At 73.8% G+C, this 12982-nt stretch carries 12 protein-coding genes; 6 read left to right on the forward strand and 6 right to left on the reverse strand.

Annotated features, from left to right (window positions below; translation table 11 throughout):
• Positions 1–19 precede the first annotated feature (19 nt).
• Positions 20–925 (reverse strand): 5'-3' exonuclease H3TH domain-containing protein, encoded by a 906-nt coding sequence (locus tag ACIPXB_RS14625; protein ID WP_401449602.1) that lies wholly within the window; start codon positions 923–925, stop codon positions 20–22.
• Positions 926–1101: 176 nt separating this feature from the next.
• Here ACIPXB_RS14625 and ACIPXB_RS14630 point away from each other — a divergent pair, with 176 nt between their 5' ends.
• On the forward strand, positions 1102–1737 hold the full coding sequence (locus ACIPXB_RS14630; protein WP_401449030.1) for a helix-turn-helix domain-containing protein: 636 nt from the start codon (positions 1102–1104) through the stop codon (positions 1735–1737).
• Positions 1737–2480, forward strand: coding sequence for a helical backbone metal receptor (locus tag ACIPXB_RS14635; protein WP_401449032.1), 744 nt, complete (start codon positions 1737–1739; stop codon positions 2478–2480). The genes ACIPXB_RS14630 and ACIPXB_RS14635 overlap by 1 nt, the downstream gene beginning before the upstream one ends.
• Here ACIPXB_RS14635 and ACIPXB_RS14640 read toward each other — a convergent pair.
• The gene (locus ACIPXB_RS14640) at positions 2477–3646 is read right to left on the reverse strand and encodes a TDT family transporter (RefSeq protein ID WP_401449035.1); all 1170 of its coding nucleotides are present in this window, start codon (positions 3644–3646) and stop codon (positions 2477–2479) included. The two genes, ACIPXB_RS14635 and ACIPXB_RS14640, sit on opposite strands and share 4 nt — an antisense overlap.
• 82 nt (positions 3647–3728) lie before the next feature.
• Here ACIPXB_RS14640 and ACIPXB_RS14645 point away from each other — a divergent pair, with 82 nt between their 5' ends.
• Complete coding sequence (locus ACIPXB_RS14645; protein ID WP_401449037.1) at positions 3729–4679, forward strand: LysR family transcriptional regulator; 951 nt, start codon at positions 3729–3731, stop codon at positions 4677–4679.
• 109 nt (positions 4680–4788) lie between these two features.
• On the opposite strand, the gene ACIPXB_RS14650 is transcribed toward ACIPXB_RS14645, so the two are convergent.
• From ACIPXB_RS14650 to ACIPXB_RS14660, 3 genes are all read right to left on the reverse strand, one after another.
• Complete coding sequence (locus tag ACIPXB_RS14650) at positions 4789–5490, reverse strand: gamma-glutamyl-gamma-aminobutyrate hydrolase family protein (protein ID WP_401449039.1); 702 nt, start codon at positions 5488–5490, stop codon at positions 4789–4791.
• Positions 5491–5557: 67 nt separating this feature from the next.
• The gene (gene eat / locus ACIPXB_RS14655) at positions 5558–7054 is read right to left on the reverse strand and encodes an ethanolamine permease (RefSeq protein ID WP_401449042.1); all 1497 of its coding nucleotides are present in this window, start codon (positions 7052–7054) and stop codon (positions 5558–5560) included.
• Positions 7055–7183: 129 nt separating this feature from the next.
• A complete protein-coding gene (locus tag ACIPXB_RS14660; protein ID WP_401449044.1) occupies positions 7184–7930 on the reverse strand; it encodes a FadR/GntR family transcriptional regulator in 747 nt (248 codons plus the stop codon).
• 106 nt (positions 7931–8036) lie between these two features.
• On the opposite strand from ACIPXB_RS14660, the gene ACIPXB_RS14665 reads away from it, so the two are divergent.
• Genes ACIPXB_RS14665 through ACIPXB_RS14675 form a run of 3 tightly spaced genes read left to right on the forward strand, consistent with a single transcriptional unit; the run spans position 8037 to position 11597 of the window.
• A complete protein-coding gene (locus tag ACIPXB_RS14665) occupies positions 8037–9401 on the forward strand; it encodes a glutamine synthetase family protein (RefSeq protein ID WP_401449046.1) in 1365 nt (454 codons plus the stop codon).
• Between the two features lie 8 nt (positions 9402–9409).
• A complete protein-coding gene (locus tag ACIPXB_RS14670; RefSeq protein WP_401449048.1) occupies positions 9410–10798 on the forward strand; it encodes an aldehyde dehydrogenase family protein in 1389 nt (462 codons plus the stop codon).
• A gap of 7 nt (positions 10799–10805) precedes the next feature.
• The gene (locus ACIPXB_RS14675; protein WP_401449050.1) at positions 10806–11597 is read left to right on the forward strand and encodes a 3-oxoacyl-ACP reductase; all 792 of its coding nucleotides are present in this window, start codon (positions 10806–10808) and stop codon (positions 11595–11597) included.
• An 86-nt stretch (positions 11598–11683) separates the two neighbouring features.
• Here the strand turns inward: ACIPXB_RS14675 and ACIPXB_RS14680 are convergent, their stop codons facing one another.
• The gene (locus ACIPXB_RS14680) at positions 11684–12886 is read right to left on the reverse strand and encodes an amino acid deaminase/aldolase (RefSeq protein WP_401449052.1); all 1203 of its coding nucleotides are present in this window, start codon (positions 12884–12886) and stop codon (positions 11684–11686) included.
• Between the last annotated feature and the right edge of the window lie 96 nt (positions 12887–12982).

A 12982-nucleotide genomic window follows, 5' to 3' on the forward strand; every position in this document is an offset into this window, starting at 1 on the left:
GTTAGCCTAAGCTAGCACGTCACGCGCGAAGTGACCCGCTGAGACGGGAAACCGCCCCTCCCAGCCCCCACCGTCGGGCGAGCGCGTCCACCATTTCGGGGTGCGCCGGCGCACCCGGCAGCGCGGGGTCGAACGCCGGGAGCGGCACGTCGGAGGCCACCCGCACCACCTTCGGCGCCACCGCCAGGTACGGCCGGGACTCGTCCAGCCGCTTGCGCTGCGTGGGGGTCAGCTTCGACTTCGGGTCGTCGACCGCCGCCATGATCCCGGCCAGGTCCCCGTACGCGTCCAGCAGCTTCGCCGCCGTCTTCTCGCCGATGCCCGGTACGCCGGGCAGCCCGTCGCTGGGGTCCCCGCGCAGCAGCGCCAGGTCCGCGTACCCCGGCCCGTCCACGCCGTACTTCTCCCGCAGCAGCGCCTCGTCCGTCACCTGGAGCGTGCCCACGCCCTTGAGCGGGTACAGCACCCGCCGCCCCCGGGCGTCGTCCACCAGCTGGTAGAGGTCGCGGTCCCCGGTGACGATGTCCACCGGGCCGCCCGCCCGCGCCGTCAGCGTGCCGATGACGTCGTCCGCCTCGTACCCCGCCACCCCCACCCGCGCGATCCCGAAGGCGTCCAGCGCCGCCTCGATGACCGGCACCTGCGGGGCCAGGGTGTCCGGGATCTCCTCCTCGTCGGGCCCGGCCGCCGTCTCCACGGCGACCCGGTGCGCCTTGTACGAGGGGATCAGGTCCACCCGCCACTGCGGCCGCCAGTCGGCGTCCATGCACGCCACGAGGTCGTCGGGCCGGTGGTCCTGCACCAGCCGGGCGATGAAGTCGAGCAGCCCGCGCACGGCGTTGACCGGGGTCCCGTCGGGGGCCCGTACGGAGTCCGGGACCCCGAAGTACGCGCGGAAGTAGAGGGAGGCGGTGTCGAGGAGCATCAGACGTCGGGTCACGCCCCGATCATGCCGTACACCACGGACAGTGACCGGAGCGCCACTGGAGTTCACCGGCGGCGTAGCGCGGTCGCCCCGTGCGCGCGAAATGCCGGGCGAATGCTGCGTAAGGTGCTTACAGCACACCGATGTGCGACGGACAAGGGGAGGGCAGCCCCGCCATGGACGACAAGGAAAAGGAAAAGGACGCCAGGGATCCGCTCCGGGTGGGCGTGGCCGTGCGCAAGCGGCGCCGCGCGCTCCAGCTCACCCTCGCCGCCGTGTCGGCGCGCAGCGGACTGTCGGTTCCTTTCCTGAGCCAGATAGAGAACGAGCGGGCCCGGCCCAGCATGCGCTCCCTGGAGCGGGTCGCCGACGCGCTGGAGACCACGGCCGTCGAGCTGCTGGAGGCCTCCGACACCGCGCGCACGGTGGACCTCGTCCGGGCCGCGGAGGACTTCGGACCCGGTGCGGAGCGTCCCGAGGGCGGCGAGCGTCCCGAGGGCGCCGTACCGGTGCCGGGCGTGCGTCCCCTCGTCCGCGGGCACCACCAGCTGCACGCCCTGGAGTTCACCGGGGACCAGGACGCCGGCCGCGAGTACCAGCACCGCAACGACGAGCTGATGTACGTGGTCTCCGGCGCCTGCCAGGTGGAGGCGGAGGGCCGGGCGTACCGGCTGGAGCGCGGTGACGCGCTGTTCCTCTCCGGCGGGGTGCGCCATCGCTGGCGGGCCGCCACCGAGGACACCCGGATCCTGGTCGTCGGGGTCGCCGACCACATCCACGCGACCGCCGAGCCGCCCTCGCCGGGCCACTGATGTCCGTACGCCGCGTCGTCTCGCTGGTGCCGTCGCTGACCGAGGCGGTGGCGGCGAGCGCACCGCCGGGGACGCTGGCCGGGGTGACCGACTGGTGCACGCACCCGGCCGGGCTGGACGCCGTACGCGTGGGCGGCACCAAGAACCCGGACGTGGAGCGGATCGTGGCCCTGCGGCCCGATCTGGTGATCGCCAACGAGGAGGAGAACCGGGCCCCGGACCTGGTGGCGCTGCGCGCGGCCGGGGTGCCGGTGCTGGTGACCGAGATCCGCGACCTGCCGCAGGCGCTGCGCGAGCTGGACCGGCTGCTGACCGGCGCCCTGGGGCTGCCCCGGCCGGGCTGGCTGGCGGACGCGGAGGCCGCGTGGGCGCGGGTGGAACCGGTGGGCGCGTGGCGGGCGTTCGTGCCGGTGTGGCGGCGGCCGTGGATGGTGCTGGGCCGGGACACCTTCGCCGGGGACCTGCTGGCCCGGCTGGGGGTGGCCAACGCGTACGGGTGCCACCCCGAGCGGTATCCGAAGGTGCCGGCGGCGGAGCTGGCCGCCTCGGGCTGCGACCTGGTCGTGCTGCCCGACGAGCCGTACCGCTTCACCGCGCAGGACGGGCCCGAGGCCTTTCCCGGGATTCCCGCGGCCCTGGTCAGCGGCCGCCACCTGACCTGGTACGGGCCCTCGCTCGCCGAAGCGCCCGCAGTGCTGGCGGACGCACTGCGGGCGGCGGGTGCCACCGTGCCCGGCGGCTAGCGAGCGGCTGCGGCGGTGGCCGGGGCGGGCCGGGGGCCGGTGAGGAGGCTTCCGTCGGCCAGGCCGCGCAGGGTGTGGACGGCGGCGGCCAGCCAGGCGAGGACGAGGGCGGCGAAGAACGCGGCCGCCAGCCAGTTGAACGCCGCGAGGCCGGTGTGCCGGGCCAGGCCCTCGGCGCCGGTGACACAGGTGCCCAGGGGGAAGGTGAAGGCCCACCAGGTCATCGCGAAGCCCATGCCGGCGCGGGCGGCGCGGACCACCATCGCCACGGCCAGCGCCAGCCACAGCAGCGCGAAGCCCATGACGGGGACGCCGTAGACGATGGCGAAGGCGGCGAAACCGTCGGCGTAGGGGGCGCCGATCGCCAGCGGGGCCTGGTCGGCGAGCTGGCCCACGGCGGTGACGGACTGGCCCAGGGGGCCGAGCACCAGGAACAGGGTGGGGGTCAGCGCCAGGGGCAGGGGCCCGCTGACGATCAGCCGGCCGAGGATCAGCGGCAGCACGAGCAGGGTGGCCAGCAGGCTGATCCCGAACATCGCGTAGCAGCCCAGCAGCATGGCCTCGCGGGCCTGGCCGGCGGGCAGGTGGGGGATCAGCAGGGGGCCGAGCGCGGCGGAGACCATGGGGGCGACCAGGGGCAGCAGCCACACGGGGGTGGCCTGGGAGGGCTCGACCTTGTGGCGTACGACCATCAGGTACGGGACGGTGACGGCGGCGGCCAGACCCAGGGCGGTGCCGGCGGTGAACAGGACGGCGTCCACGGCGACGGCGGCGCTCTCGCCGATGACCTCCTTGCCGATGATCATCGTGCCGCCGCCCACGGCGAGCAGGGCCATCGCCAGACAGCCGTAGAAGGGGGCGACGGCCGGGTCGAGGAGATGGGCGCGGGCCTGGTCGCGGTGGTGCAGCCAGTGCCCGGCGCGGGCGGTGAGCACGACGGCCAGGGCCAGGGCCGACAGGGCCCAGATCACCCGGCAGGCGACGTGCAGGCCGGGTATGGCGTACGGGAAGGCCGCGCCGGCGTTCGCGATGATCGCCGTACCCATGACGCAGGCGTACCAGTTCGGGCCGATGTGGCGCAGGGCCGGCAGTCGGCGCCGGGAGGGGACCTGCGCGCCGCCGGCGGGGGTGGTGCCGGGGCGGGAGGTCTGGGGGCTGGGTTGCATGACGGTGGCCATGTCCTCAGCCTCGCGCGGGACGGAAACGGGTGGCAGACCTCCCCCTCCTATGAGGTCATAAACTGACGTTATGAGTAACGCGCACCTTCCCCCGCACGACCCCCGGACGCCCACGGCCCCGCTCTCCCACCGGGTCCCGGACCTGGGCGCCCTGGAGCTGCTGCTGGCGGTGGCCCGGCTCGGCAGCCTGGGGGCCGCGGCCCGTGAGCTGGGCATCACCCAGCCGGCGGCGAGCAGCCGGATCCGGGTGATGGAGGTACGGCTGGGCGTGGCGCTCGTGGACCGGTCGCCGCGCGGCTCGCGGCTGACCGAGCAGGGCGCGCTGGTCACGGACTGGGCGCGGCGGATCGTGGAGGCGGCGGAGGCGTTCGACGCCGGGGCGCAGGCACTGCGCGGACGGCGCGACTCCCGGCTGCGGGTGGCGGCGAGCATGACGATCGCGGAGTACCTGCTGCCGGGCTGGCTGATCGCGCTGCGCACGGCCCGGCCCGACACGGCGGTCTCGCTGCTGGCGGGCAACTCGGCGCTGGTCGCCGAGCGGGTGCTGGCGCACGAGGCGGACCTGGGGTTCGTGGAGGGCGTCACCGTGCCGGACGGGCTGGGGTCGGTGGTGATCGCACAGGACCGCCTGGTGGTGGTGGTCGCCCCCGGGCACCCGTGGGCCCGGCGGTCGGCGCCGGTCCCGGCGGGGGAGCTGGCGGGTACGGCGCTGATCCTGCGGGAGCGGGGGTCGGGCACGCGGCAGGTGCTGGACGCGGGGCTGGCGGCATACGGGGGTGCGGCGGCGCCGCTGCTGGAACTCGCCTCCACGACCGCGGTGAAGGCGGCCGCCGTGAGCGGGGCGGGGCCGTGCGTGCTGTCGGAACTGGCGCTGGTCGACGAGCTCGCCGCCCGGCGCCTGGTCGAGGTGCCGGTCGCCGACGCGGTACTGCGCCGTGAGCTGCGGGCGGTGTGGCCCGCCGGCACCCGCCCGGCGGGCCCGGCCCGCGACCTGCTGTCGCTGACCCGCTCGACGACCTGACGCGGGCCCGGCCGCCGTACGGGACGCGGGGCGGTACGGCGGACGGGAGCCGGTCCCCGGCCGCCGACCACAGGACCGTGCGGCGGGCGGGGCCGGCCGGGGCCGGGGGTCAGCCCACCGCGACCGTCGTGTGGGCCGCCTCGACCAGGGAGGCCATCACGCGGGTGTCCTTGTCGCGCTCCGGGTGCCACTGGACGCCCAGGACCCACTGGTCGCCGCCGGGGAGTTCGACCGCCTCCACGGTGCCGTCGGCGGCGTGGGCCGAGGCGACCAGGCCGCGGCCGAGCCGGTCCACGCACTGGTGGTGGTACGTCGGGACCTGCGCCTCCTCCGGCACCAGCGCGGCGTACCGGGTGCCCGGCACCGGGCGGACCGGGTGCCAGGACATCACGCCCGGCGCCTCGGCGTGCCCGTCGATGTGCTGGACCAGCGTGCCGCCGAGCGCGACGTTGAGCGCCTGCATCCCGCGGCAGACACCCAGCACCGGTACGCCGTGCTCCAGCGCCGCCCCGATCAGCGCCAGTTCCCACGCGTCCCGCACCGTCGCCGGGGCGCCGGTGCGGGGGTCGCGCGGGGCGCCGTACCGCACCGGATCGACGTCCGGGCCGCCCGCGACGACCAGGCCGTCCACCCGGCTCAGCACCTCCGCCGCCGACTCCGGTTCGTCCGGCGGGAGCAGCACGGCCGCACCGCCCGCCGCCTGCACCAGCTCGTGGTAGCCGGTCGGGGTGAGGACCGCGGGGACGTCCCACACGCCGTAGCGGGTGGACGCCTCCACGTAGGTGGTGATGCCGATGAGCGGCCTGGGCACGGTGCTTACCTCCGGGAAGGGGTGAGGAGACGGGAGACGGCGACGGTGCGACGGGCGCGACGGGGCGTCAGTCGCGGGACAGTTCGGCCTCGGCCGCGGCCAGGGCCGCGAACTCCTCCTCCGGCGCCGAGGCCACCAGACGGTGCCGACTGTAGATCGCGAAATAGGCCAGCGCGGCCGCGTACACGGCCAGTGCGATGAATGCCGCGTCCTTGTCCACCAGGAAGGTGGCGACCAGGGCCGACAGGGCGAGGAGGAAGGCGGCCGTCGAGGTGGCGATGCCGCCCGGCGTGCGGTACGGGCGCGCCAGGTGCGGCTCCCGGCGGCGCAGCACGATGTGCGAGAGGGCCATCAGTGCGTACGAGATGGTCGCGCCGAAGACGGCGATGTTGAGCATCCGCGCCCCGTTGCCGGTGGCCGCGGCGAGCGCGAAGCCGATCGCCCCGGGGATCACCAGGCCCAGGTACGGCGCCTTGCGGCTGCTGGTCAGCGACAGGAACCGGGGCAGGTAGCCGGCCCGGGAGAGCGCGAAGAGCTGGCGCGAGCCGGCGTAGATCAGGGAGAAGAAGGAGGCGACGAGTCCGGCCAGGCCCGCGTAGTTGACGAACCGGCTCAGCGCGGTCGGCCCGTCGTCCCCCTCCAGGGCGACGACGAGCGGGTTCCCGGCGGCCTTGATGGCGTCCGCGCCCTGCGCGCCGGTCGCCGCGAAGAAGGTGACGAGGGCGAGCAGCGCGAGGATGCCCATGGAGATCGCGAGCGCCCTGGGCATGGAGCGGACCGGGTCCTTGGCCTCCTCGGCGGCCAGCGGCACGCCCTCGACACCGAGGAAGAACCACATGGCGAAGGGGAACGCCGCCCAGATCCCGAGGACGCCGAAGGGCAGCCACGAGCTCGCGCCGAACGCGGTCGCGTCGACCGCGATGTCGTCGAGCCTGCCCGCGTCGAACTCGGTGAACGCGCCCACCGCGAAGATCAGCAGGGCCGCCACGGCGATGGCGGTGACGACGAGGCTGAAGCGCAGCGCCTCGCCGACGCCCCACAGGTGCACACCGATGAAGACGACGAAGCAGCCGAGGTAGACCGGCCAGCTGGAGGTGAGGCCGAACAGGCCCAGCGACTCGACGTAGTCGCCGATGAAGATGACGATCGCGGCCGGGGCCAGGATGTACTCGATCAGGATGGCGGTGCCGGTCAGGAAGCCGCCCCAGGGGCCCAGCGCGCGCCGCGCGAAGCCGTAGCCGCCGCCCGCGGTGGGCAGGATGGTGGACAGCTCGGCGAGTGAGAACACCAGGCAGGCGTACATGGCGCCCATGAGCACGGTGGCGATGGCGAGACCCCCGAAGCCGCCCTTGTCCAGGCCCACGTTCCAGCCGGAGAAGTCGCCGGAGACCACGTAGGCCACGCCGAGGCCGGTGAGCAGGAGCCAGCCGGCGCTGCCCCGGCGCAGCGTGCGGCGCTCCAGGTAGTCCGCTCCCGCGTCCTTGGCGGCGCCGGTGTCCTTCTTGCCGGTGCCGGCGGGCGGTGGGGGTGCGGATACGGGCACGGGTGCGATGTCGTCGGCCATGTGCGCTCCTGCCTCGGGTACTTCAGGGCAATGGTTTTGAGGCGTACCTTTGCCGTACCGGAGTGGAGCGCGCAAGACCCGTGCGTTAAACGGTGGTAACAAATGCCTCCCAGGCCCCTTCAGGCCCCTTCAGGTCAGGAAGCCCCGCAGCAGCGCGGCCGTCCCGCAGCAGTGCTCGCGCATCACCGCGCGCGCCGCCTCGGCGTCGCGCGCCAGCACCGCCTCGACCAGCGCGGTGTGCTGCTGCTGGGAGTGCTCCAGATTGCGCACCAGCAGCGGGATGCAGTCCAGCAGGTCGTTGACGGTCGCGCGGACCGCCGCGTACTGGGCCGTCAGCGTGGCCGAGCCCGCCAGCTCGCAGAGGGTGAGGTGGAAGAGCGTGTCCTGGCGGCGGTAGTCGGCGAGCTGCGCGTCATGGGTGGCGGCGAGCGCGCCCGTCAGCCGCTCGGCCTGCTCCCCGGTCAGTCCCCGCGTCGCGCACAGCTCGGCCGCGCCGGTCTCCAGCACCTCGCGGAAGGCAAGCGCGTCCTCGATGTCCACCCCCGCGACCCGCCGGCGCAGCTCCTCCTCGGCGCCACCGGCCGGGGTGTCGGGGCGGGGCAGCACAAACGTTCCGCCGTACCGGCCCCGCCGGGCCTCGACCAGCCCCTGGTCCTGGAGCACCTTCAGCACCTCGCGCAGCGTGACCCGGCTGATCCCCATCCGTTCGGCCAGCTCGCGCTCGGGGGGCAGCCGCTCGCCGCCGGGCACCAGGCCCAGCCGTACCACCTGCAGGATCTGCTCCAGCGCCTCCTCGAAACCGTTGCCCGCCCGCACCTGGCGCAGGACGGGATTCAGCCGCGCGACCGCGCCGTTCTCGCTCGCCGTGCCGGTCATGACGCTCCTCCCCTTCTCCGTGCTCCGAATCTTCCCGAAGCCCTTCCCAAGCAATGGTTCTGTTCAATACCTTAGGCGTTCTCGGCTCACCGAAGGAGAGAATCCCGTGGTAGACCGCAAGCCGCCGCTCGCGCCCGAGGAGCTCCGTGCCCTCGTCGCGAGTGGTGAGATCGACACAGTCGTCCTGGCCTTCCCCGACATGCAGGGGCGGCTCCAGGGCAAGCGGTTCGCCGCACAGTTCTTCCTGGACGAGGTGCTCTCCCACGGCACCGAGGGCTGCAACTACCTCCTCGCCGTCGACACCGACATGAACACCGTCGACGGGTACGAGATGTCCTCCTGGGAGAGGGGCTACGGCGACTTCGCCATGCACGCCGACCCCGCCACCCTGCGCCGCGTCCCCTGGAACGACGGCACCGCCATGGTCCTGGCCGACCTCGCCTGGCACGACGGCAGCCCCGTCGTCGCCGCCCCCCGCCAGATCCTGCGCCGCCAGCTGGAACGCCTCGCCGAGCACGGCTTCACCGCCCAGGTCGGCACCGAGCTGGAGTTCATGGTCTTCCAGGACACCTACGAGCAGGCCTGGAACGCGAACTACCGCGGCCTGACCCCCGCCAACCAGTACAACATCGACTACTCGGTCCTCGGTACGGGCCGGATCGAGCCCCTGCTGCGCCGCATCCGCAACGAGATGCAGGCCGCCGGCCTCACCGTCGAGTCCGCCAAGGGCGAGTGCAACCTCGGGCAGCACGAGATCGCCTTCCGGTACGACGAGGCCCTGGTCACCTGCGACCAGCACGCCATCTACAAGACCGGCGCCAAGGAGATCGCGAGCCAGGAAGGCGTCTCGCTCACCTTCATGGCCAAGTACGACCAGCGCGAAGGCAACTCCTGCCACATCCACCTCTCGCTCACCGACGCCGACGGGTGCAACGCGATGGCCGGGGACGGGCCGGGCGGCATGTCGGAGACGATGCGCCACTTCCTGGCCGGCCAGCTCGCCGCGCTGCGCGACTTCTCCCTTCTCTACGCCCCCAACATCAATTCGTACAAGCGTTTCCAGCCGGGATCCTTCGCGCCCACCGCCGTCGCCTGGGGCGTGGACAACCGGACCTGCGCCCTGCGGGTCGTCGGCCACGGCCGCTCCATGCGCTTCGAGAACCGCCTCCCCGGCGGCGACGTCAACCCCTACCTCGCCGTCGCCGGCCTGGTCGCGGCCGGGCTCTACGGCATCGAGAACCGTCTGGAACTGCCCGAACCCTGTGCGGGCAACGCCTACACCGCCGACTTCGCCCACGTCCCGGCCACCCTGCGGGACGCCGCCGAGCTGTGGGAGAACAGCGAGATCGCCAAGGCCGCCTTCGGACCGGAGGTGGTCGCCCACTACCGCAACATGGCCCGCGTCGAACTCGACGCCTACGACTCCGCGGTGACCGACTGGGAACTGCGCCGCTCCTTCGAACGTCTGTGAGGAACCCCGTGACCGACGCGCAGGCCCCCGACGCACCCGACCAGCTGACGGTGCTCAATCCGGCCACCGAAGACGTCGTCGCCCTCGTCCCGGCCGCCACACGGGACGACGTCGACGCCGCGGTCGCGCGGGCCGCCGCGGCCCAGCGCGCCTGGGCCGCGGCCGCCCCCGCCGACCGAGCCCGGCTCCTGCGCCGCTTCGCCGCCGTGGTCGACGAGCACATCGAGGAACTCGCCCAGCTGGAGGTCCGCCAGGCCGGGCACACCATCGGCAACGCCCGCTGGGAGGCGGGCAACGTCCGTGACCTGCTCGACTACGCCGCCGGCGGGGTCGAACGGCTCTCGGGCCGCCAGATCCCCGTCCCCGGCGGCCTCGACGTCACCTTCCTCGAACCCCTCGGCGTCATCGGCATCATCGTCCCGTGGAACTTCCCCATGCCGATCGCCGCGTGGGGCATGGCCCCGGCGCTCGCCGCGGGCAACGCCGTCATCCTCAAGCCCGCCGAGACCACGCCGCTGACGGCGCTGCGGCTGGCCGAACTCGCCCTCGAGGCCGGGATCCCCGAACACCTGCTCCAGGTGCTCCCCGGCCGCGGGCCGGTCGCCGGCGACGCCCTCGTCGAGCACCCCGGCGTCGCCAAGATCGTCTTCACCGGCTCCACCCGCGTCGGCCAGCAGATCATGGCCAAGTGCTCCGCCCGCGTGAAGCGCCTGACCCTCGAACTCGGCGGCAAGAGCCCCAACGTCGTCTTCGCCGACGCCGACCTCGAGGCGGCGGCGGCCGCGGCGCCCATGTCCTTCCTCGACAACACCGGCCAGGACTGCTGCGCCCGTACCCGCATCCTCGTCCAGCGCAGCGCGTACGACCGCTTCCTGGACCTGCTGGCACCCGCGATCGAGGGCGTGCGCGTCGGCGACCCGGCCGACGAGAAGACCCAGATGGGCCCGCTGATCTCGCAGGTCCAGCTGGACCGCGTACGGTCCTACCTGACCGACGACCTCACGGCGATCCGGGGCACCGCCCCCGAGGGCCCCGGCTTCTGGTACCCCCCGACCGTGGTCACCGGAGTCGGCCCGGACGCGGCCGTCGCCCGCGAGGAGGTCTTCGGCCCCGTCGCCGTCGTCCTGCCCTTCGAGGACGAGGCGGACGCCGTACGCCTGGCCAACGCCACCGAGTACGGCCTGGCCGGCTCGATCTGGACCCGCGACGTCGGCCGCGCCATCCGCGTCTCGCGCGCCGTCGCCGCCGGGAACCTCTCCGTCAACTCCCACAGCAGCGTCCGCTACTGGACCCCCTTCGGCGGCTACAAGCAGTCCGGACTCGGCCGCGAGCTCGGACCCGACGCCCTCACCGCTTTCACCGAGACCAAGAACGTCTTCATCAGCACGGAGGCCTGAGCACACCATGACCACTTCCGACACCGAGATCGTCTGCCGCCGCCTGGTCGGCCGTACCGCCGTCATCACCGGAGCGGGCAGCGGCATCGGCCTCGCCACCGCGCGCCGCCTGGCCTCCGAAGGCGCCAACGTCGTCTGCGGCGACATCGACGAGAAGGCCGGCAAGGCCGCCGCCGAAGAGGTCGGCGGCACGTACGTCAAGGTCGACGTCACCGACCCCGAGGAGGTCGAGGCCCTCTTCCGGACCGCCTTCGACACCTACGGCTCGGTCGACATCGCCTTCAACAACGCCGGCATCTCGCCCCCGGACGACGACTCCATCCTCACCACCGGCCTGGAGGCCTGGAAGCGCGTCCAGGACGTCAACCTCACCTCCGTCTACCTGTGCTGCAAGGCCGCGCTGCCCTACATGCAGCGCCAGGGCCGCGGCTCCATCATCAACACCGCGTCCTTCGTGGCCATCATGGGCGCCGCGACCTCGCAGATCTCCTACACCGCCTCCAAGGGCGGCGTCCTGGCGATGTCCCGCGAGCTGGGCGTCCAGTTCGCCCGCGAGGGCATCCGCGTCAACGCCCTGTGCCCGGGGCCGGTCAACACCCCGCTCCTGCAGGAGCTGTTCGCCAAGGACCCCGAGCGCGCGGCCCGCCGCCTGGTGCACATCCCGCTGGGCCGGTTCGCCGAACCCACCGAGATCGCGGCCGCCGTCGCGTTCCTCGCCAGCGACGACTCCTCGTTCATCAACGCCACCGACTTCCTGGTGGACGGCGGCATCTCCGGCGCGTACGTCACCCCGCTGTAGGCCGGCCGTCCGGGTGCCCCGCCGCGCGGGCGGGGCACCCGGACCGTGCCGTCAGCAGGTCACCGACCGCCGCACCCGCCCGTCCCTCACAGGAAGGTACGGCCCTCGCCCCGGTACGTCGGCACGGTGACGGTCACCCGGTCGCCCTCGACCAGGTGCAGCTCCTCGAACCGCTCGCACATCTCGCCCGCCTTGGCGTGCCGGAACCAGACCCGGTCGCCGATCAGCAGGTCGTCGGCCGGGCTGCCGAGCAGCGGGGTCTGCACCTCGCCCGCGCCCTCCTGGGCGTCGTACCGCAGCCCCTGCGGCAGGTACGGCTGGGGCAGCCGGTCCGGGCCGGGGGCGCCGGAGGCCGGGTAGCCGCCGCCGAGCACGGTCACCACGCCGACACCCGGGCGGCGGACCACCGGCTGGGCGAAGAGCGCGGCGGGGCGGCCACGGAAGGACGTGTAGTGGTCGAAGAGCCGCGGCACGTAGAGCCCCGACCCGGCGGCGATCTCCGTGACCGCGTCCTCGGCGGCGGTCTGCTGCACGCTGCCGGTGCCGCCGCCGTTGACGAACTCCAGGTCCGGTACGACGGCCCGGACCGCCCGTACCGCCTCGGCGCGGCGGGCGGCGAGTTCGGCGCGCGCCTTCGCCTGCATCAGCCGCACCGCGCGGGAGCGCAGCGGCCGGCCGGCCACGGCGTCGCCGACGCCGGCGACGTGGCCCTCGTACCCCATGATCCCGACGACGCGGAAGCCCGGGCGGGCGACGACCGCGCGGGCCAGCGCGGCCAGCTGGGCCGGCTCGCGCACCGGCGACCGGCGGGCGCCGACCCGTACCAGGCCGCCGAACAGGTGCAGGGCGGTGTCGAGTTCGAGGCAGACCCGGATCTCCTGCCGGCCGCCGTCGCGGGCCCGGTCGATCAGCTCCAGCTGCGACTGGTCGTCGACCATGACGGTGACGGCGGCGGCCAGCTTGGGGTCGGAGGCGAGCTCCGCGAAGGCACGGCGGTCGGCGGACGGGTAGGCGAGCAGGACGTCCTCGAACCCGGAACGGGCCAGCCACAGCGACTCGGCGAGCGTGTACGACATGATCCCGGCGAACCCGGGCCGGGCCAGAACCCGTTCGAGCAGCGCCCGGCACCGCACGGACTTGCTGGCCACCCGCACCGGCTTCCCGTCCGCCCGCCGCACGAGATCGTCGGCGTTGGCGTCGAAGGCCTCGAGATCCACGATCGCGAGAGGCGCGTCGAGGTGGGCGGTGGCCCGGTCGTAGCGGGCCCGGTCGGCGGCGGGGGAAGTCATGCGCGCAGCTTGCCAGACGGGCCTACCGGTGGGTAGGGGCAGAACCCGGCGATCCCCACCCATGCCCGCCCCAGGCGGGCCCGACCCGCCGCCGGC

The organism is Streptomyces sp. NPDC090022 (assembly GCF_044748145.1).
Classification (GTDB): domain Bacteria; phylum Actinomycetota; class Actinomycetes; order Streptomycetales; family Streptomycetaceae; genus Streptomyces.